The organism is Streptomyces sp. NPDC003635 (genome assembly GCF_053587635.1).
The window spans coordinates 1-19439 of sequence record NZ_JBSFOK010000084.1 but is presented as its reverse complement, the minus strand read 5'-3'; the positions used below and the strand labels follow the sequence as shown (position 1 = coordinate 19439).

14 protein-coding genes and 1 pseudogene are annotated in these 19439 nt (G+C 70.8%); 8 read left to right on the top strand and 7 right to left on the bottom strand.

All coding sequences use genetic code 11. From position 1 onward, the window contains the following. Positions 1-280 precede the first annotated feature (280 nt). Positions 281-1015, bottom strand: coding sequence for a hypothetical protein (locus ACWDRW_RS39085; protein ID WP_451732984.1), 735 nt, complete (start codon positions 1013-1015; stop codon positions 281-283). Positions 1016-1481: 466 nt separating this feature from the next. Between ACWDRW_RS39085 and ACWDRW_RS39080 the strand changes: the two genes are divergently transcribed. Then, on the top strand, positions 1482-3359 hold the full coding sequence (locus ACWDRW_RS39080) for an AMP-dependent synthetase/ligase (protein ID WP_451732982.1): 1878 nt from the start codon (positions 1482-1484) through the stop codon (positions 3357-3359). Positions 3360-3579: 220 nt separating this feature from the next. Here ACWDRW_RS39080 and bla read toward each other — a convergent pair whose 3' ends face one another. Further along, the gene (gene bla / locus ACWDRW_RS39075) at positions 3580-4422 is read right to left on the bottom strand and encodes a class A beta-lactamase (protein ID WP_451732986.1); all 843 of its coding nucleotides are present in this window, start codon (positions 4420-4422) and stop codon (positions 3580-3582) included. 386 nt (positions 4423-4808) lie between these two features. Then, positions 4809-6407, bottom strand: coding sequence for a penicillin-binding transpeptidase domain-containing protein (locus tag ACWDRW_RS39070; protein WP_451732979.1), 1599 nt, complete (start codon positions 6405-6407; stop codon positions 4809-4811). An 86-nt stretch (positions 6408-6493) separates the two neighbouring features. On the opposite strand from ACWDRW_RS39070, the gene ACWDRW_RS39065 reads away from it, so the two are divergent. After that, positions 6494-7450 (top strand): LysR family transcriptional regulator, encoded by a 957-nt coding sequence (locus tag ACWDRW_RS39065; protein ID WP_451732977.1) that lies wholly within the window; start codon positions 6494-6496, stop codon positions 7448-7450. Continuing rightward, on the top strand, positions 7447-8349 hold the full coding sequence (locus tag ACWDRW_RS39060) for a serine hydrolase (protein ID WP_451732974.1): 903 nt from the start codon (positions 7447-7449) through the stop codon (positions 8347-8349). The genes ACWDRW_RS39065 and ACWDRW_RS39060 overlap by 4 nt, the downstream gene beginning before the upstream one ends. A gap of 450 nt (positions 8350-8799) precedes the next feature. Here ACWDRW_RS39060 and ACWDRW_RS39055 read toward each other — a convergent pair whose 3' ends face one another. Both ACWDRW_RS39055 and ACWDRW_RS39050 read right to left on the bottom strand, forming a co-directional pair. Next, positions 8800-9222, bottom strand: a complete 423-nt coding sequence (locus ACWDRW_RS39055; RefSeq protein ID WP_451732972.1) for a hypothetical protein — start codon at positions 9220-9222, stop codon at positions 8800-8802. Between the two features lie 51 nt (positions 9223-9273). Next, the gene (locus ACWDRW_RS39050; protein WP_451732969.1) at positions 9274-10488 is read right to left on the bottom strand and encodes a globin domain-containing protein; all 1215 of its coding nucleotides are present in this window, start codon (positions 10486-10488) and stop codon (positions 9274-9276) included. Positions 10489-10981: 493 nt separating this feature from the next. Here ACWDRW_RS39050 and ACWDRW_RS39045 point away from each other — a divergent pair, with 493 nt between their 5' ends. From ACWDRW_RS39045 to ACWDRW_RS39035, 3 genes are all read left to right on the top strand, one after another. Beyond that, the gene (locus tag ACWDRW_RS39045; RefSeq protein ID WP_451732966.1) at positions 10982-11887 is read left to right on the top strand and encodes a universal stress protein; all 906 of its coding nucleotides are present in this window, start codon (positions 10982-10984) and stop codon (positions 11885-11887) included. 26 nt (positions 11888-11913) lie between these two features. Then, positions 11914-12819 carry a universal stress protein gene (locus tag ACWDRW_RS39040; RefSeq protein ID WP_451732964.1) on the top strand — a complete coding sequence of 302 codons (906 nt, stop codon included), beginning with the start codon at positions 11914-11916 and terminating at the stop codon, positions 12817-12819. 251 nt (positions 12820-13070) lie between these two features. Then, positions 13071-14063, top strand: coding sequence for an Acg family FMN-binding oxidoreductase (locus ACWDRW_RS39035; RefSeq protein WP_451732962.1), 993 nt, complete (start codon positions 13071-13073; stop codon positions 14061-14063). A gap of 399 nt (positions 14064-14462) precedes the next feature. Here the strand turns inward: ACWDRW_RS39035 and ACWDRW_RS39030 are convergent, their stop codons facing one another. Both ACWDRW_RS39030 and gap read right to left on the bottom strand, forming a co-directional pair. Further along, positions 14463-16178 (bottom strand): GAF domain-containing protein, encoded by a 1716-nt coding sequence (locus tag ACWDRW_RS39030; protein WP_451732959.1) that lies wholly within the window; start codon positions 16176-16178, stop codon positions 14463-14465. 187 nt (positions 16179-16365) lie between these two features. After that, entirely contained in the window at positions 16366-17394 is a 1029-nt protein-coding gene (gene gap / locus ACWDRW_RS39025) for a type I glyceraldehyde-3-phosphate dehydrogenase (RefSeq protein WP_451732956.1), read from the bottom strand. 377 nt (positions 17395-17771) lie between these two features. Here gap and ACWDRW_RS39020 point away from each other — a divergent pair, with 377 nt between their 5' ends. Both ACWDRW_RS39020 and ACWDRW_RS39015 read left to right on the top strand, forming a co-directional pair. Further along, positions 17772-18656 (top strand): universal stress protein, encoded by an 885-nt coding sequence (locus tag ACWDRW_RS39020; RefSeq protein ID WP_451732953.1) that lies wholly within the window; start codon positions 17772-17774, stop codon positions 18654-18656. Between the two features lie 173 nt (positions 18657-18829). After that, positions 18830-19338: pseudogene (locus ACWDRW_RS39015) on the top strand (putative PEP-binding protein); the annotation flags it as partial. Positions 19339-19439: the final 101 nt, after the last annotated feature.

Here is a 19439-nt window from a genome sequence, read left to right as displayed (position 1 = left end):
CCTGCCCGTCGTGCTGACCGGGGCGGTCGCCACCCTCGTCGTCGTCCCCGAGTCCAAGGACCCCGCCCGCGGCGGCCTCGACCCCCTCGGTGGCGGAGGCGGAGGCTTGCGCCGGCAAGAGGTGACGGGCACCGTCGGCAGCCCCCTCCTGCCCGCCCCACGCCCGTTGCGACCGTCCGCATGTCACACGCGGGAGAGCTACTACTCGCCTGACGGGGCTGCGGCGAGGGGCGGCTGGGCTGGTCGACATCCCTCGCCAGCCGTGTCCGACTCTGGCGTCCTACGACGAGGCGCCCACGACCTCCTCGATGCTCACGCTGTCCCCGTCCGCGGGCTGCTCGGGCTCGACCTTGTCGCCGTAGTTGCTGAAGGTCGTGGTCTGCGGGGCTTCGCCGCCTTCCACGACGGACTTGAGGATGTACGGCTCGCCTTCAGCGGCGACGAACAGAGTGTGTGTCTCGCCGCCGGACTCCTTGGTGAGTTTGACGGCCTGCGTACCGTCCACCTCGGCGGTGCCGTCCTTCTTCATGCCCTTCCGCTCGGACTTGTCCTCGTCCAGGGCGGCGACCAGCTTCTGCTTGTCGCACATGCCGGCCATCTGTTCGTCCTGGCCGGGCACCTTGACCCACTTGCCGGCGGCCTTGGCCACGGCCTTGTCCGATCCCGGCTGGCCCTTGAGGCTCGTCTGCCAGTACTTCTCGTCGCCCTTGAGGTAGAGCGTCTCGCCCGTCCGTCGCACTTCGGCCGTCGAGCCGCCCTGGGTGATGGTCCCCTGGCAGTTGCTCTGGTTGTCCACCGCCATGTCGATGGACATGCTCTGACCGGACTCTTCGACCTGGCCCTTCATGCGCATGGAATCGGCATCCCTGGTCGCCTCGACAGCCTTCGCCGCGATCGCATCCGCGCTCTCGCCCTCGAACGCTCCCTCGGCACCGTCGTCCGAGCCACAACCGGCCGCGCCTAAGGCACATATGCCGACCACTGCCATCGTCGCGACCCGCCTGTTCAAACGCATTCCGTGCTCCCTCCTCCGCCCTGGGGGCTCATCTGTCGGCCGAGCCACTCCCGTGGTGTCGGCCATGCCGTGATCGCGCGCGTACCCCGCACATCACGCCGAAAGCCTGGAACGTCATATTCCAGAAAAGGTGCCAGCGACGGAGCCATGGGTTGAGGCCGTTACTCATGAATGCGTGTCATCTTGAGGCTGCCGCAGATCGGGGCGGCGCTGTCGTCTTGGGCCTGTCAGTGATTCGCCTGCAGCGGAGCGGCAAATCCGGGAAACGAGAAACCTGGTTCAGCGGGTGGTTCTCATCTGGTTTTCCGGTCCTGGTGTGGCCGCGGCGCTGGGTGGCCGGGTAGCGATTTTGTGACCCAACGCCTCTACACAGCCTGGGATTTACGCCCTAGCCTCGTTCCACTGCTCCCAAGTTACTTGCCAGTCAGTCAATCTGTGATGGGTGCCCTCAGGCCCGGAGGCCAACATGAGTTCCGCGCAGTACCTTCTTGAAAGCCGCCCGCCTTCCGTGGCGCACCTGTTCCTGTCGCGGCTCGAGGCCACCCCCGATCGGGAGGCGTACCGGTATCCCGCAGCGGTCGACGGCGGCGGTGAGGAGTGGCGATCGCTGACCTGGGCGCAGACGGCCCAGCGGGTCAAGACGATCGCGGCCGGTCTGCTCGCCCTGGGGCTGCGGCCCGAGGAGCGCGTGGCGATCTCCTCGTCGACGCGGATCGAGTGGATTCTGGCCGACATGGGCGTCATGTGTGCGGGCGCTGCGGCGACGGCCGTATACCCCAGCACCAACGGTGAGGAGACGGCGTACATCCTTGCCGACTCCGGCAGTCGTGCGATCTTCGTAGAGGACGCCGAGCAGCTGTCCAAGGTCGCCGCGCACAAGAGCGAGCTGCCGGACCTCGAGTACCTGGTGCTCTTCGACCCCGCGCCGGATGCGGCCGGAGCCGAGGGACTGGAAGTGCTGACCCTCGCCGAGCTTGAGCGGCGCGGCACCGAGTATCTCGCCAAGCACCCTGACGCCGTCGAGGAGACGGTCCAGAGCATCGGTCCGGAGCAACTCGCCACGCTGATCTACACCTCCGGCACGACCGGCCGCCCGAAGGGCGTGCGGCTGGTGCACGACTGCTGGTCCTACCAGGGTCTCGCCCAGGAGTCGACGGGCCTCGTGCTCGCCGACGACGTGCAGTTCCTGTGGCTGCCGCTGTCCCACGTCTTCGGCAAGGCCCTGATCGCCGGCCAGGTGCAGTCCGGGCACGTCATGGCCGTGGACGGTCGGGTCGACCGCATCATCACGAACCTGCCGGTCGTGCAGCCCACCATCATGGCGTCCGCACCGCGGGTCTTCGAGAAGGTCTACAACGGCATCGCCGCCAAGGCGCGCGCCGAGGGCGGCGCCAAGTACAAGATCTTCCAGTGGGCGGCGAAGGTCGCCCGCGACTACGCCAGAACCGGTCAGGAGCGGATGGTCGCCACTGGCCGCCGCACTGTCCCTGTGTCGCTGTCCGTCCGGCACGCCCTTGCCGACAAGCTGGTCTACGGCAAGATCCGTGCGGCTTTCGGCGGACGCCTGCGGGGCAGCGCATCGGGCAGCGCCGCGCTCGCGCCCGACATCGGCTACTTCTTCGCCGGAGCCGGCGTCCCTGTGCTGGAGGGCTACGGGCTCACCGAGACCAGCGCGGGCTGCACCGTCAACCCGGCCGACGACAGTCGGGTGGGCACGGTCGGCAAAGCGCTGCCCGGAACCGAGGTCCGCATCGCCGAGGACGGTGAGATCCTCCTGCGCGGGCCGGGCATCATGCGCGGCTACCACAACCTCCCCGACAAGACCGCCGAAGTCCTGGAGTCCGACGGCTGGTTCCGTACGGGGGACATCGGGGAGATCGACGCGGACGGCTACGTCCGGATCACCGACCGCAAGAAGGACCTGTTCAAGACCTCCGGCGGCAAGTACGTGGCCCCCACCGAGATCGAGGGCCGATTCAAGGCAATCTGCCCCTTCGTCAGCAACATCCTGGTCATCGGCAGCGACCGCAACTACTGCACCGCCTTGATCGCACTCGACGAGAGTGTGATCATGCCCTGGGCCGCCGAGAACGGCCTGGCCGGCCGACCCTATGCCGAGGTCGTCACTTCTTCCGAAGTCCACGCCCTCGTCGACGGCTTCGTCCAGCGCCTCAACAGCGGCCTCCAGCGCTGGCAGACGATCAAGAAGTTCGCCGTCCTGCCCCGCGATCTCGACATCGAGCACGGCGAGCTCACCCCGAGTCTGAAGGTCAAGCGCCCCGTCGTCGAACGCGCATACGCCGACCTGGTCGAGGCCATGTACGAAGGCGCCCGCGAAGCCTGACCCCCCGTGCGCTGACCGGTACGCAGCCTGCTCAGAGCTTCTGGTGACGGAGTTGAGGGCTGCGCTTCGGTGTCAAGGCCGCTGCACGGCAGCCGAGTTGAGGACGCTGACTGGACACGGTGCCGGCAGCGACGAGGCTGCCGCGGCGGCAGGCCGCCCGGGTTTCCACCGGGGGACCTGCCGCCCTGGAACCGCTGGGCCGGACCCAACGCTTTGCTGGTCAGGCAGCGAGTTCTTCGGCCAGCAGCGAGGCGGTGCGGGCGACGAGAGGGTGGTCGGCGACGGCGTCCTGCTCGTGCTTGGTCGTGAGGACGGCCATCAGGATGGGTGCGCCGTGCGGGGGCCAGGCGATGCCGACGTCGTTGTTGCCGCCGTAGCTCCCGCCTCCTGTCTTGTCGGCGAGGGTCCAGTCGGCGGGCAGACCGGCGCGGAATCTTTCGTCGCTGGTCGTGTTGGCCAGCAGCCAGCGTGTGAGTCGTGCGCGGTCCGCGGGGGCGAGGACGTCGCCGAGCACGAGGTGCGCGTAGGTGTAGCCGATGGCAGAGGGGGTGGTCGTGTCGGTCACCCGCCAGGGTTCGGCCGAGTTGAGCTTGGGCTCCCACCGGTCGAGCCGCGTGGTGCCGTCGCCGATGGAGCGGCAGAACCCGGTGATGGCGGTCGGGCCGCCGAGCTCGCGCAGCAGCAGGTTTCCCGCGGCGTTGTCGCTGTAGCAGATGGTGGCGTCACACAGTTCAGCGACGGTCATGCCGTTCTCGATGTTGTCGGCGGTACCGGTGCGGGGCGAGTACCCGGAGCGCTCGACGTATTTCTCGGTGTAGCGGATGCGCCGTGCCAGGAACTCACCGTCCTGGTCGAGGTCGCGCAACACCGCAGCCGCGGCGATTGTCTTGAACAGGGAACACATGGGGAAGCGCTCGTTCGCGCGGTACGCCACGGTCTCGCCGGTGCCCATGTTGCGGGCGAAGACGCCCACACGGGCGCTGTGCCGTTGTTCGAGTTCTCGCAGCTGTTCGGTGAGGGCGCCGCCTGCGGGTGCGGCCTGGGCCTGCGCACCGAGCGGCATGACTGCCGAGAGGGCAGCGCCCGCGGCGAGAGCGAGCGAGGTGCGTCGGGACGGCAGGTACGGTTGGGCTGGAGACACCGTCTCCCCTTTCCGAGATGGTTCACGAGTCGTCGGTTGTCACGGTCAGGCACGTTCTTCACATCGGCGGCCGCCTCTGTCCCCCGGCCTGGTGGGGGCCTGCACCGCTGCGCGGCCCCCGTGACGCGGTGGCTGGCATCGGCGCCGTGGCGGTATCCGTGCGGCCGGCGCAGGCTGGTTCGCCCGGTGAGTCGGAGCCCCAACCACCCGTGTGGGCGCCGGCGCGGATGACCGCGGTACGACGAATGGCATCGCCTGGCGCGGGCCCTGCATGAGTTCGTCGCATCGTCCCGTGCGCGCATCGACGTCTACGGTGTTTCGACGGCTTGGAGGAAGCGGGCGGCGATGGGCCCGGCGTCGGCCCCGCCCGATCCGCCGTCCTCGAGCAGGACGGCGAAGGAGAGGTCTCCGCGGTAGCCGATGAACCAGGCGTGTGTGCGAGGCGGGGTCTCATCTCCGAACTCCGCCGTGCCGGTCTTCGCGCCTGGCCGGCCTGCCAGGTCCCGCAGCGCGTCGCCGGAGCCTTCGGTGACAACCGACCGCATCATCGTGCGCAGGCTCTCGGCGACACCGGGCTTGAGCGCCCTGGGTGCGGTGGCAGGTGCCTTCACCGCGGAGGGCACGAGTACGGGCTGGCGGAAGGTGCCGGCCTTGACTGTCGCGGCGACCGAGGCCATCACCAGCGGGCTCGCCTCGACGCGTCCCTGGCCGATCATTGCCGCGGCCTTGTCGTTGTCGCTGGTGTTCGTTGGTACGGACCCGTCGAAGGTGACCGCTCCGACGTTCCACTCCACGCCGATGCCGAAAGCGGCTGCGGTGTCCTTGAGTGTGGTGGCGCCGAGCAGTTGGCGCTGGGCGATGATGCCGGTGTTGCATGAGTGGGCGAAGTCATCTTCGAAGGTCGAGCCGGCTGGGAGGTTGAAGAGGTCCTGGTTCTCGAAACGCTGCCCGTCGACCATCTCGTAGCGAGGGCAAGGTACCGGGCTGTCGATGCTGAGCCCTCTTTCCAGCAGCGCGGCCGCGGTGACGACCTTGAAGTCGGAGCCGGGCGGGTACCGGCCGGTCAGTGAACGGTTCGCTCCTGTGGGCGGGTTGTCGGCTGCGGCGAGTATGTCCCCGGTGCTGGGGCGGATGGCGACGAGTGCGGCGTTCTTCGCCACTCCGTCCAGGGCCCGTTCCGCTGCCTGCTGCACCCTCCGTTCGAGGGTGGTTTGCACGTTCCGCCCGGGTTGGCCCTCGCCGCTGTGCAGTGTGGCGAGAATCCTGCCCGAGCTCGTGCCCACGATCGCGACGGTCTGCACGGGACGGCCGCGCAGTTTGTCGTCGTAGCGGTACTCCAGGCCGCTCCCTCCGGGGCTGCCGACCAGGGCGGGGGCAAGCCCGTCGAGTGGACGGCCGTCGGCGGCAAGAATCCTGCCGCGCCGGGAGGTTCCGTCCCGCAAGGCGAGCTTGCTCCCGTCGGTCAGGCGCGGGTGCATGAGGGTGGAGTTCCATCGCACGCGCATCCCCGCGCCCTGCTCGACGACGGTGGCTGAACTCTCGAACGTCCAGGCCCCGCCCTTGAGTTGGTACGTCGTCCGCATGAGGTAGGAGCCCGTTGCCTCCGTGAGGTCGCCGTGCTCGAAGGACACGGGTTTCGGCAGGTCCTTGCGGAGCTGCTGCAGACGGGCGCGCGCGACGGCCGGTTCGGTGGTCTGACGGGCGGCTTGTTCGATGTCGCCGCCGGACCACGCGGAGAGGAACGCGTTGAGGACGGCGGTCCGTTCGTCGGCCTCGTCCTCGCCCAGTACGCGCCAGGCGGCAGTGACGCCGGTGGCCAGCATCGTCAGGGTCACCAGCAGCAGGAGCACGGGGCGGCGCGAGTGGCGCCGTCGGCGGGCGGGGTAGGTGTCGAAATCATCAGGCACGGCGCCCACCACAGCAGCGCTGCGACGATGAGTCCAAGAGCCCTATGCAGCTGATCGTCATAGCGTTTCGACTATGATCCCAGCCTGTGGACCTGATCAGGCACGTACGGTACTTCGTCGCTGTTACAGAGGAGAGACATTTCGGCAGAGCAGCGGCACGGCTCGGACTGGCGCAGCCGTCTTTGTCGCAACGTATCCAACGGCTCGAGAAGGAGCTGGGGGTGCGGCTCTTCGACCGAACTGCACGAGGCGTCGACCTGACCGAAGGAGGCCGCCTCCTGCTGGTGGAGGCCCGCCCTCTGCTCGAGCGTGCTGACGGCTTCCTGGCAGTCGCGGGCAGGGTGCGCAGTGGCGCTGCCGGGGTACTGCGCGCCGCCGTACCACCGGAGTTGGGTAGCGCGGTGGTTGCCGCGCTGATGGGGGAGTTCGGCCGGCGTTCGCCCGGAGTGGTGCTCGACCTGTGCGAACTCACGGCAGGGGACCAGCTCGACGAACTGCTGGCGGAGACCCTCGACACCGGTGTCCTGCGGCACCCCTCCGACGTCACGGGTTTGGGGCTCGGCACGGTGATGTGCCGCCCGCTGGGCGTGCTGATGTCCGGCTCGAGCACCGCCCCCGTGGAACTCGGCGCCCTGAACGGCCACAATCTCGTGCTCTTCCCCCGGGAGTTCGCGCCGGCGGTGCATGCGGAGATACTGGCCTCCTGCCGTCGCCACGGCTTTGAGCCAGGGGCTGTCATCGCGGGCAGGGACGCCGCGTTCGTGGACGGCCTGGTCCTCTCCGGCACAGCAGTGACGTTTGCACCCCGCGCCCGCGCCGTCCCGCCCGGAGCGGTGTGGTGCCCCCTGTCGGGAGTCCCCCTGATGGAACAGGTGTCCGCTGCGTGGCGACGCGGGCGCGAGAACGACCCCGCGGTGCGCCTGTTCGCCGAAGTCCTGGAACACGTACTTGCGGAGCGAGGAGACATGGTGCCGGTGGCGGAAACGGCTGCGGCGCGACGGATTTCACGGTCGCGGCCGGCGTACGACGGGTTCCCGGTGTGAAGGGCGTGGCCCACGGCGCGGCGTTGGAGCGCACCATTCGAGACACCTTCGCGGACGCCCAGGTCACCGGTTGGCTCCACGCCCTCGACATCGACAGCCGAGCCGAGGTCGCCGTCGACGCCGAGGACCTCGTCAGCACGGCGAGCGTGCACAAACTGTGCCTCGCGGTCACGGTGCAGCGGCTTGCCGACCAGGGCCGTATCGACCCCACGGAGCGGATGGAGATTCCGGTCGCCGGGCGCACGGGGGGTTTGACAGGCCTGGGCATGCTGCGAGATCCGGTCTCCATGTCCGTGCGCGATCTGCTCGCCCTCGCCCTCACCATCAGTGACAACGCGGCTGCGGACATCTTGTTCGAGCGAGTAGGTCTCCCCGCGGTCAACGCGAGCATGCGTCAACTCGGCCTGCGCAGAACCGTCGCCGTCCACACCACACGTGACCTCATCAACTCCATCACCGAGGACTGCGACGGCGACGAGTCCCTACTGCACCTCGATCCAGGTGTCCTGACACGTCTTCGGGTACTGGACCCCCGCAAGACCAACCGCAGCACCCCGCGGGAGATGACGACTCTGCTCAGTGCCGTGTGGAGGCATGAGGCGTGCTCGCCCGAGAGAGCCGAGGAGTTGCGCCGGATCATGAGTCTGCAGGTGTGGCCCCACCGCCTCGTCTCCGGCTTCCCTTTCGACGACGTGCGCGTCGCCGGGAAGACAGGCACACTGCCGATGCTGCGCAGCGAGGTGGGCGTCGTGGACTACCCGGACGGGGGCCGGTACGCGGTCGCAGTCTTCACCCGGGCGGCACGGACCGCTGTCCGGCAGCCCGCAGCGGATGCCGTGATCGGAACCTGTGCACGCATCGCCGTGGACCACCTGCGCGCCCTCAAAGCGCAAGGATGAGCGGCGAGCCGCAGCGACGCCTGAGTCCGCCGCATTGCGTCGAGTTCGAGCCGCTTGCGGGGCGTCGCGACACATCGACTGGACGGGACCCTGAGCGCGCCGATGCGGTGATGGTGCATGACCGACACCGAGACAGACGGCGCCGGTGAGCGGAGGCAACCGGGCCTGGAGTCCTTCGAGGCATGCGTCGACCCTCCACGGTCGTCCTCGAGCAGCCCTCACGTCATGGAGAAGACCGGCATCGTCCACACGGCAGGACCGCACATCGCAGGGGCCTTCCCGGATCATGCTCCGGGTTATCGACGGCGCGTGGTCTCCAGGGCCTCAGTGGGCCGTTGGTCACCTGTCCCCTCCGAACGGCCCGCGACTTCGGCTCCCAGGCACGGGTGCGGTAACGAAGGACGCCCGGTCGGTGGGCCGTCACCGACCGGGCCTGCGCTCACCGCGGACTCACGCCGGATGAGAGTCCGGCGTGCCCGTGCCGCGCTCGGCAGCGCGTGGGGTGGGGGAGCCGCCGCGCCATGGCGGGGCCACCTGCCGGTGGTCGTTGTGTCCTGCGCGGGCGGCCTTGTCGGTCTGGCGGCGCAGCCGGTCCTGCAGCTCGTCGACGAGCGCGCGGCCGGTGGCCTCCTCGGCGAGCACGACCACTTCACGCCGTCCGACGTGCAGGGCGGCCGTTGCCGACCAGGGGCGGTCCGCGTGGTGGGCGGTCGCTCTCGTGATGCGCACCTCGCCCTGGACGGCGGGCAGTCCGGGCCTGCCCACGACGGCGTCGATCTTCGTGCGGGCGTACGCGAGGGTCTCCTGGTCCACCTCGCCCTCCGAACGCAGCAACACGGTGGGAGCGGTGGTCGGGATGTCACTGCTGGTCATGTCGGTTCCTCTCGGGGAAGTGCGATGGGATGTCCGATGTCCCCGCGTCGGTCAGGCCGCCGGGCCGGGCAGCCACAGGTCCGGGCCGAAGACCTCGTAGCGGATGCGCTGTGCCGGAACGCCGGCGCGCAGCAGTTGTGCGCGGATCTCGCGCATGAACGGCAGAGGCCCGCACAGGAACACCGTGGCGTCTTCGGGCAGTTCAATGCCGTCGAGGTTCATCATGCCCTCGCGGGCATCGGGTTCCTCCTGGCCGGGGTGCTCGTACCAGAACACGGCGCGGGCATCTCGCAGTTCGCCGACCAGCTCCCGCATCTCGGTGCGCAGGGCGTGGTCGGTGGGGGAGCGGTCGGCGTGCAGGACCAGCACCGGGCGGGGCGAACCGAGGGTCGAGAGGCGCGCCAGGATGCTGGTCATGGGGGTGCCGCCGATCCCCGCGGAGACGAGTACGACCGGCGTGGTGGCGTCGGCCGGGTCGTCGAGGAACACGTCCCCGAAGGGAGCGGACAGGGTCAGCTCGTCTCCCTCGTGAATCTGATCGTGCAGCAGGTTGGAGACCTCGCCGTCCGGTGCGTCGGCCGTGCCGGCGACCCGTTTGACGGTGATCCGCCGCAGCTCCCCGCCGGGGTCGGAGGAGAGGCTGTACTGGCGTAGCTGGTGCACCCCGTCGGCCATCAGGGCCCGTACGCTCACGTACTGGCCGGCCCGGGCCCGCGGCGCCGGCCTGCCGTCGGCGGGGCGGAGAACGAAGGACACCACGTCCGGGGTCTCGGCGCGGCGCTCCACGACACTCCACTGCCGCCAGATCCGTCCGGGTTCCACGCCGGCGTCCTGGTACAGGCGGGCCTCGCGGCCGATCAGGGCTCCTGCCATGAGCCAATAGACCTCGTCCCAGGCGGCCGCCACCTCTGGGGTGACGGCGTCGCCGAGGACTTCGGCTATCGCGCCGAACAGGTACTTGTGCACGATCGTGTATTGGTCGTCGGTGACGCCGACCGCGGCGTGCTTGTGGGCGATCCGCTCCAGCAGCGTGTCGGGACGCGTGTCGGGATTGTCGAGCAGCGCGGTCGCGAACCCGGCGATCGAGCCGGCCAGCGCGCGGCGCTGGGCTCCGCTTGCCTGGTTGCCGCGGTTGAACATCCCGTCGAGCAGTTCCGGCCGGTCGCGGAACATCGCGCCGTAGAAGCGCGTGGTGATCTCGTCGAGCGCACCGGCCACGGCGGGCAGGGTGGCACGGACCACGGCGGCGGATTCTGCGGACAACATGAAGCCTCCCGGGCAGGGGACGGGGTGGGAAGGGAAGCCGCGTCGCATCGGGCGGCATGCTCTGTGTAGCAGGCACCTGACCATGTTTCGGCGCTGTTTCGCGGCGCTGGCGAAAGAGGGGCCGAAGGGCCCCATCGGTTCAGGTCCATCGGCCCCGCGACCTGCTCCGGCGTGGGGCCGCACGGCACCGGGACGACCGCCTGCCGGCCCTGTCCGCTGCGGCGGTCCCGGGTGAACGCCGCCACCGGCGACATCGCCGGGGGCCCGCCTGGCCTCGCGCTGTGGACGACGGATCCCTGGGCGGCCTACTGATCGCGATGCCACTTCGGACGTCGGCCCCCGCAAGCCCGGCGGATCTGTCGCCGCCGCCTCTGCCCATGAGTTCCCGGCTGGGGGCCCATCGGTCCCCGACTGCGGGACCTGCGGTCTCTGCACGGTGTCGTCGCCCCACCGCCACGCTGTGATCCGAAACCGGATTCAGGAGGTGGACACCATGTCCCGCACCGTCACCGTGGGCCTCGACGGCTCGTCCGAGAGCCGTGCGGCCGCCGAGTGGGCGGCCCGTGAGGCGAAGCTGCGCGGGCTGCCGCTGCGACTGGTGCACGTCTGGGAGCCTGTCCCGGAGCCCATGGCGCAGGCCCCGCTTCTGGGTGCGCAGACCCAAGCGCACTGGAGCGAGCGGATTCCGCGCGAGGCGGCTGAGGGACTTCGCCTGCGCCACCCCGGGGTGGACGTGGCCGTGCAGCAGATCCCGGGCAGGCCGATGGACGTGTTGGCCGAGGCGGCGAAGGACGCTGAGCTGCTGGTCCTCGGCTCGCGCGGGCTGAGCGGGGTCGGGGGATTCCTCGTCGGGTCCGTGGGCATGATGGTCATCGCCCGAACAGAGACCCCCGTGGTCCTCGTGCGCTCCGGCGAACAGGCCGCGGACGAGCACGAGAAGGACCCCGCGGGCATCCCGTCCGCCGCCACTGCGTACCGGCCCGTGGTGCTCGGGCTCGACACCGACCACCCCGATGACGCCGTGATCGCCTTCGCCTTCGAGGAGGCCAAGCGCCGCGGCACCGCGCTGAAGGCCGTGCACGGCTGGAACCTGCCGTCCTACCTCGCCTACGGCCTGCCCGCCGACCTCGAGATCAACGCCGAACTGCGTCGACGGGAAGCCGCCGCCCTGGCCGGGGTGCTCCGCCCGTGGCGGCGGAAGTACCCGGACGTCGAGGTCGTCGAAGAATCCCGCTCCGGCAGCCCCGCCAACCACGTCATCGACGCCTCCCGCGAGGCATCGCTGGTCGTCGTCGGCCGCAGGATCCGCCGCAGCCCGATCGGCGCCCACATCGGACCCGTCACGCACGCCGTGCTGCACCACGCCACCGCCCCCGTCGCCGTCGTCGCGCACGACTGAACGCTCTCTCAAGAGGAGTGGAGAGCATGAACGCACCGATCCAACGACCCATCGGCGCGCCGCTGGTCGTGGGCGTGGACGGTTCCGAGCCCAGTCTGCGGGCCGTCGACTGGGCGGCCGACGAGGCCGTGCTGCGCGGTGCGCCGCTGCGGGTGGTGTACGCCTGCCTGTGGGAGCGGTACGAGGGTGCCGCACTCGCCCGGGACCTCGCCAGGCCGACCGTGCTGCCGTTGGCCCAGGACGTCGTCTGCGCCGCCGCGCAGCGGGCACGCGCCCGCCACCCGGGCCTGAAGGTGACCGCCGACGTGGTCTTCGAGGAGCCGGAGTACGCCCTGGTCCGTGAGGCACGGAACGCCTCCGCGCTGGTAGTGGGCACACGCGGCCGCAGCGGCATCGCCGAGATGCTGCTCGGCTCCGTCAGCCTGGCCGTCGCCGCCCATGCCGACTGCCCGGTGATCGTCCTACGCGGCAGCCACGACAACCAGGTGACGCCGCCGGTGCGCGGTCGCGTTGTCGCGGGTGTCGGCGACGACGCGAAGGATTCGGCGGCCGTGCGCTTCGCCGTCGAGGAAGCACGGCGGCGTGGGGTGACTCTGGGGGCCGTACGGGCCTGGCGGCGCCCGGCGCATGAGGCCGCCGATCGTCCGCTGCCGGCCGGTGAGCCCGCCCGCCTGCACGAGGAGAAGGCGGCCCAGGAACTGGAAGAGGCATTGCAGGACGTCCCTGCGGACGTCGCAGTGCGCCGACGCACTGTCGAAGGCCAGGCCCGGCGGGTGTTGGTCGACGCCGCGCACGAGGCCGACCTGCTGGTGGTCGGCGCCCGGCGCCGCGAGGGTCAGTCGGGGCTCCAGCTGGGGCGGATCGCGCACGTCGCGCTGCACCACTCCGCCTGCCCGGTCGCCGTCGTTCCGCACCGGAACCACGACGTCTGACCGGCGTCACAGAAGGCTCGCCGCGTGATCGTGGACTGAGGTTCGCGGCTCACGTGGCGGGCGCCTGGTCGGCTCGCGCCGAGAGGGCCGTTCGGACCTGGCTCAGGGACGATGGGGACCTTGCGGGTCTCGTTTCGGCGTGGTGTTTGGAGGTGGGGGACACGGACGGCGAGCGGAGCGCACACCGGTTCGCCGACCGCGGTACCCCGGGGCGCACCTGCGTCGCCCCGGCACCGTGCGAGGAGGATGCCATGGCAAAGCGACCACTCGACGAGAAGACGGTGACCATGCTGGTGGCCGAGGCCACCGCGGCGCCGTCCATGCACAACGCTCAGCCATGGCGCTTTCGCCACCTGAGCGGCGATCGTGTGCTGCAGTTGCGGGCCGATCCCGAGCGGGCCATGCCCCGGTCCGACCCGGACAATCGGGCGCTGCACATCGGGTGCGGGGCAGCGCTTTTCAACCTGCGCGTCGCGGCTGCGCACGCGGATCTCTCCCCGGAGACGACGCTGTTGCCCGAGCCCGACGACCCGCTGCTGCTCGCCGCGGTCCATCTGGCCGATCCGCCTGGGAGCACCCGAGACGAGGAACTGGCGCGGCTGCACCCGGCGATCGGGCGTCGGCACACCAGCCGCCATCCCTTCGCCGAGAAGGACATCCCCGATGACGTGCGGGCCACCTTGCAGGACGCGGCGGCGCGGGAGGGAGGCGTGCTGCTCTTCCCCGGCGCGTGGCACATCGAGACCGTGCTCGACCTGGTCCGTGACGCCGAGTGCCGCGACACCTTGGACCCCGACGCCAGCGTGGACCTGGTTCGCTGGACCCGGCTCGGGCCGGAGGCGGACACCGCTGTCGACGGCGTCCCCGAGTACGCCTTCGGCCCGCGCAGGCGGGACGGCAAGGCCCCTGTACGGGACTTCACCGGGCGGCGGCCTGTGGCCGACCGTGGCACCACCACGTTCGAGCACACCCCGCACCTCGCCCTGCTGAGCACTCCCGGCGACGGCCCCGCCGACTGGCTGCGCGCCGGTCAGGCTCTGGAGCGAGTCCTGCTGCAGGCCACCCTGGTCGACCTGGCCGCCTCTTTGACCTCCCACGCCCTGGAAGACCGTGAGCTGCGCCTGCTGACCCGCGACCCGACATCGGGCACCGGGCAGGTCCAGATGGTGCTGCGGCTTGGCTACGGGCCGCGGGGCCCGGCCACCCCCCGCCGCCCGGTCAGGGACGTACTGGAGACTGCGTGACCGGGTACGGCGGCGGCCGGTTCGACGTACAGGGAGCCCTTTCGGCGTTGCCCGGAAGAAGCTCCGTTGTGCGTGCCGGTGGCCCCGGTCGGAGTTGAACTCGGCCCGGGCCCGGTCCCACTGCGCCCCGCGGCGCACATCCTGGTCCTTCACCCCGCTCGTCCACACGCTCACCGCACCGCTCGGCTGTCCGACCCGGCCGTGCATCGTCCAGCGCAGCCGCGGCACCCGGCTCGGCGCCGGGCTCCCGCACCGGGGGTGGGAACACGTCCGGTGTCAGGACGGCGTCCGCCGGACCGGCGAAACGGCTCGACCGCGTCATGGCGTGAAGCCGCGCTACTGGTGGGCTCCTTCAGCGCAGTCCCAAGTGCGGGGCCGGCTCTGGTGAGTGTCTCCCGGTCAGTGCTCCCCGACCGGGACCCGCCAGGTGAGTGTGGTTCCGCCGCCGGGTGGGCAAAGGAGTTCCAGTGCTCCCCCCAATTGCTCCGCGCGCTCGGCGAGATTGCGCAGGCCGCTGCGGCGCCCTTCGGGCGGGATGCCGGCGCCGTCGTCGGTGACGGTGAGGGTCACTTCCACGCCGTCCGTCTTCAGGCTCACATCCGCCCGGCTGGCGTGGGCGTGGCGGGCCACATTGGTCAGTGCCTCGGACAGTACGGCCACCAGGTGGTCGGCGATCTCCGGGGGCACATTGGTGTCCAGCAGGCCTTCCATCCGCAGGCTGGGGGCGAAACCGAGCACCGGGGCCGCTTCCCCGGCGGTACGCGCCGCGCGGGAACGCAGCGTTTCGTTGCCGCTGGTCTCCCGCGCGCGGAGCCCGAAGATCGTCGAACGGATGATCTTGATGGTTTCGTCCAGGTCGTCCACCGCCCGCAGTACCCTCTCGGACGCGTCGGGGTGGTCGATGAGGCGTCCGGCGCTCTGCAGCGTCATCCCGGTGGCGAAGAGCCGCTGGATCGCCAGGTCATGCAGGTCCCTGGCGATGCGGTCACGGTCGGCGAGCAACGCGATCTGTTCGGCGTCGGCCCGTCGCTCGGCGAGTTCCATGGCCACGGCCGCCTGGCCCGCGAAGACCACCAGCGGTCCCGTCTCCGCCTCGGCGAAGACGGTGCGTCCGGCGGCCCGCACGAGCAGGAGGACACCCCGGACTCCGCCCCCTGTGCCGATGGGCACGGCCACGGCGGGCCCAAGACCCGCGAATCGCTGCGGGCCGGCGAAGATCCGCTCGTCGCGTGTGACGTCCACGCTTGTCACAGGCTCGGCGGCGGAGAACGCCGCGCCGATCAGGCTGCCTTCGACGGGCAGCACCAGGCCGCGGTGTGTCTCCGCCTCCTGGCCGATGGCCAGCTCCACCGCCAAGGTGTCGGTGTTCGGCACCGGCACGGCGACCGCGGCCAGCTCTGCACCGGCGATCTCCAGGGCCCGTTCGGCGATGACCCCGAGGACCTCGGTGCGCGGGCTGCCGGACATCAGGCTGTGGGTGATCTCCCCGCTGGCCCGCAGCCAGCGCTCGCGCTGGGTGGACTCCTCGTACAGGCGGGCGTTGTCGATCGCCACACCGGCCGCCACGGCCAGGGTCGACAGGACGGACTCGTCCTCCTCGTCGAACTGGGCGCCGCCGCGCTTCTCGGTGAGGTAGAGGTTGCCGAAGACGTGGTCGCGCACCCGGATCGGCACGCCGAGGAAGGTGTTCATCGGCGGGTGGTGCGGCGGGAAGCCGTACGAGGCCGGGTGGTCCGAGAGCTTCGACAAGCGCAGCGGCTCCGGATTCCTGATCAACTCGCCCAGGATGCCGTGTCCGGAGGGGAAGGGGCCGATCTCGGCGATCTGTTCCTCGCTCACCCCGACGGTGAGGAACTCCGACAGCCGCTTGCCGTCGGGTCCGATGACACCGAGGGCCGCGTACTGTGCCTCGACCAGCGTGGCCGCGGCTTCCACGATGCTGCGCAGGGCCTGCTCCAGGTCCAGTTCCCGACCGACCGACAAAACGGCCTCGAGCAGGCTGTGCACCCGGTCCCGCGTACCGCGGGCCGCGTCCAGCCGGGCCTGGAGCTCTTGCAGGAGCTCGTCCAGCCGGAGCTGGGGCAACCGGACGCGGCTGTCCTGGGAGCTCTCCACGGCTTCCTCCGTGTGCGTTTCCCGGGGCGGGGCGGGAACGGCAGATCGTTCCCGCGATGTCACCGTATCCGGCAGGGGCAAGTCGTGGAACGGGAGGGGAATCCAGGCGCGGCAGCGGGACAACGAGCGGCCTCCGGCCCGGAGCGGAGGTCCGGGCCGAAGGCCGCGCACATGGGGGAAGGGGGTCTCACCTCTCCCGGAGCCGGGCGACGACGTACTCGGTGAGGTCGACGAGGCGGTTGGTGTAGCCCCATTCGTTGTCGTACCAGCCGAAGACCTTGACCAGGCTGCCGTGCGCCTGGGTGAGCGGCGCGTCGAACACGCAGGAGGCGGGGTCGCCGACGATGTCACGGGAGACGATCGGCGCGTCGGACACCCGCAGGATGCCCTTCAGGGACCCGGAGGCGGCGGCGCGGAAGGCGGCGTTGACCTCGTCGGCGGTCACCTCCCGGTCGAGGACGACGGTCAGGTCGGTGAGGGAGCCGTCCTCGACGGGGACGCGGACGGCGAGGCCGTCGAGGGTGCCGGCCAGCTCCGGCATGACCAGGCCGACGGCGCGGGCGGCGCCGGTGGAGGTGGGGATGATGTTCACGGCGGCGGTGCGGCCACGGCGGAGGTCCTTGTGCGGGCCGTCGAGGACGACCTGGTCGTTGGTGTAGCCGTGGATGGTGGTCATCAGGCCCTTGTCGATGCCGAAGGCCTCGTCCAGGACCTTCACCATCGGGGCCACGCAGTTGGTGGTGCACGAGGCGTTGGAGACGACGTGGTCGGCGTCCGGGTCGTACGTGCCCTCGTTGACGCCCATCACGACGGTGGCGTCGACGTTCTTGCCGGGCACGGACAGCAGGACCTTGCGGGCCCCGCCCTTGAGGTGCAGTCCGGCGTCCTCGCGGGTGCGGAACCGGCCGGTGGACTCGATGACGACGTCCACACCGAGGCGTGCCCAGTCCAGGGCTGCGGGGTCGCGCTCCGCCGTCACGGCGATGCGGTGGCCGTCGACCGTGATCGAGGTGTCGTCGTGCTCGACCGTGCGGCGCAGCCTGCCGTAGGTCGAGTCGAAGGCGAGCAGGTGAGCGAGGGCCGCCGGGGAGGTGAGGTCGTTGACCGCCACCACCTCGATCGGCGTGCCGGTGCCCGCTTCCGCGCGCTCCAGCACCAAGCGCAGGTAGTTACGCCCGATACGCCCGAAGCCGTTGATTCCCACCCGCACGGTCATCTCCCTCGTCCTTTCCTCCGGTCTGCGATGTCCAGACCAGTCTGCGAGGGCGGGGGAGGAGCGGGGATGGGCCGTACGGGGGCAGGCGGGGGACGTTCGGCCCGACTGCGCGGGCTGGGTGGGCCGGCTGGCCGATGAGGGACCGTGGCAAGGCGGTGGAGGGGCCCACCCGGTCCTGGTCCGAGGGCCGAGTGGCCGGGGGAGGGGACCAGCGGCCCCTGGGCGCACGGACCGGGGTGTCACGACGATCGGAGCGAGGAGAGCGGTTGATCCGCGGGGCCGTGCTGAGGCAGCGCCGCGAGGATCCACCGGACCTCCCGGGCCCGCGGGTGTGCCGAGGCCCGCGCCGGACGTAACCGGATACGGAGGTGTCCCCCATGCTTTCCCCCATAGTCGTCGGCCTTGACGGCTCCGCCGAGAGCCGCGCCGCTGTGGACTGGGCAGCCCGCGAGGCTCGGCGTCGCGGCGTGCCGTTGCGCCTGGTCACCGCTTGGATCTGGCGGCCCGTCGACGTTCCCTCGGCCCAGGAGTCGGAAGCCCAGAAGCAGTGGGCGCAGCAGCTGCTGAACGAGGCCGGACAGGACCTCGCGGCGACGTATCCGGATCTCCCGGTCGCTGTCGAGCGGGTGCCCGATCTCGCGTCCCGGGCGCTGCTGCAGAGCGCGGAGGGCGCCGAGATGCTGGTGCTGGGTTCGCGTGGGCAAGGGGCCGTCACCGGTTTCCTCCTCGGGTCCGTCGGTCAGCACGTGCTCGCCCGGGCGCGCGTTCCCGTGGTGCTCGTACGCGCTTCCCGGCCCGACGCCCTTGAGGACGCCCCGGCGGCGGACGAGGATGGCGGCGAAGTGGTCGTCGGAATCCAGGAGCGGGACGAACCCGCCGGGGAACTGCTGAAGTTCGCCTTCACTGTCGCGGCAGCCCGCGGGGCCGGCGTGCGCGTCGTGCACGCCTGGAGCCGTCCGCCAGCGTTCGCGTACCGGGCCGTGGTCACGGGCGACGAGGACGGCGGCATGAAGGCCCGGGTCGAGAAGGAGCTCCTGGAGGCCATCGCGCCCTGGCGGCAGCGCTATCCGCAGGTCCGGGTGGCCCACACGATCGGTCTGGCGGCCGCCGCGGAAGTCATCCTCCAGGCGGCACGGAACGCGGCGATCGTGGTCGTGGGCCGTGAGACGCACCGGCCGGCCCTCGGCATGCGCATCGGTCCCGTCACCCACGGCGTGATCCACCACGCGGCCGCGCCCGTCGCCGTCGTACCCCACGACTGAGGGGCGACCGGACCGCAGACCGGGGACATCCGGGGCCCGCCGCCGGGAGTACCACCCGGATGAGTCCGTTGCCCCGGCGCGCCGGACTCCGGCACACGGAAAACCAGCGCGTGAGCCGAGACCCGACGCGCCACGCGCCCCACGCACGACAGGGCCTGAGGAGAGGTCCGAGAGAAGTCCACCTTGTCCGCGCGGAGTTGGAGCGGGTTATGGCCGAGGTCTCCGCGCAGACCGGCATCGCCGTCGACTGCCCGGCGGGCACGATGATCGAGCTGCCCAGGGCCGCGCTGACGGCCGGCCGGATCGCGCGGGAGGCCGCGTTCTTCTCCTGCGGCACCCACGACCCCACCCAGGCCACGCGGGGCTTCTCCCGCGACGACGTCGAGGCGGCGTTCTCCTCCGCCTGTCTCGACGAGGGCAACTTCAAGGTCTCCCCGTTCGAGACGATCGACCGCGAGGGCGTGGGCCGACCGGTGGGGATCGCCGAGGCCGAGGGCCGCGCCGCGCGACCCGACCTGAAGATCGGCGTGTGCGGCGAGCACGGCGGAGACCCGGACTCGTGCACGTCTTCCACGACGCGGGACCGGACCACGTCTCCTGCTCCGCGTTCCGTGTCCCGATCGCCCGTCTGGAGGCGGGCCGGGCGGCACTCCCGGACACCGAGGGCAGCGACAGCAGGTGAGGTCGGGCTGGCGCCGAGATGCGCTACACCTTCTCGACCGGCGCGCAGCCGGTGCTGCTCTCGGCGGTCACCGCGTCCGCCAAGGAGGTCGTGGTGCGGCC

Excerpts from the sequence above, each read along its gene's own strand:
- ACWDRW_RS39055 (WP_451732972.1), bottom strand. The coding sequence starts at position 9,222 with ATGACCAGCAGTGACATCCCGACCACCGCTCCCACCGTGTTGCTGCGT.
- ACWDRW_RS39050 (WP_451732969.1), bottom strand. The coding sequence starts at position 10,488 with ATGTTGTCCGCAGAATCCGCCGCCGTGGTCCGTGCCACCCTGCCCGCC.
- ACWDRW_RS39035 (WP_451732962.1), top strand. The coding sequence starts at position 13,071 with ATGGCAAAGCGACCACTCGACGAGAAGACGGTGACCATGCTGGTGGCC.
- ACWDRW_RS39085 (WP_451732984.1), bottom strand. The coding sequence starts at position 1,015 with ATGCGTTTGAACAGGCGGGTCGCGACGATGGCAGTGGTCGGCATATGT.
- ACWDRW_RS39080 (WP_451732982.1), top strand. The coding sequence starts at position 1,482 with ATGAGTTCCGCGCAGTACCTTCTTGAAAGCCGCCCGCCTTCCGTGGCG.
- ACWDRW_RS39040 (WP_451732964.1), top strand. The coding sequence starts at position 11,914 with ATGAACGCACCGATCCAACGACCCATCGGCGCGCCGCTGGTCGTGGGC.
- ACWDRW_RS39020 (WP_451732953.1), top strand. The coding sequence starts at position 17,772 with ATGCTTTCCCCCATAGTCGTCGGCCTTGACGGCTCCGCCGAGAGCCGC.
- gap (WP_451732956.1), bottom strand. The coding sequence starts at position 17,394 with ATGACCGTGCGGGTGGGAATCAACGGCTTCGGGCGTATCGGGCGTAAC.
- bla (WP_451732986.1), bottom strand. The coding sequence starts at position 4,422 with ATGCCGCTCGGTGCGCAGGCCCAGGCCGCACCCGCAGGCGGCGCCCTC.
- ACWDRW_RS39045 (WP_451732966.1), top strand. The coding sequence starts at position 10,982 with ATGTCCCGCACCGTCACCGTGGGCCTCGACGGCTCGTCCGAGAGCCGT.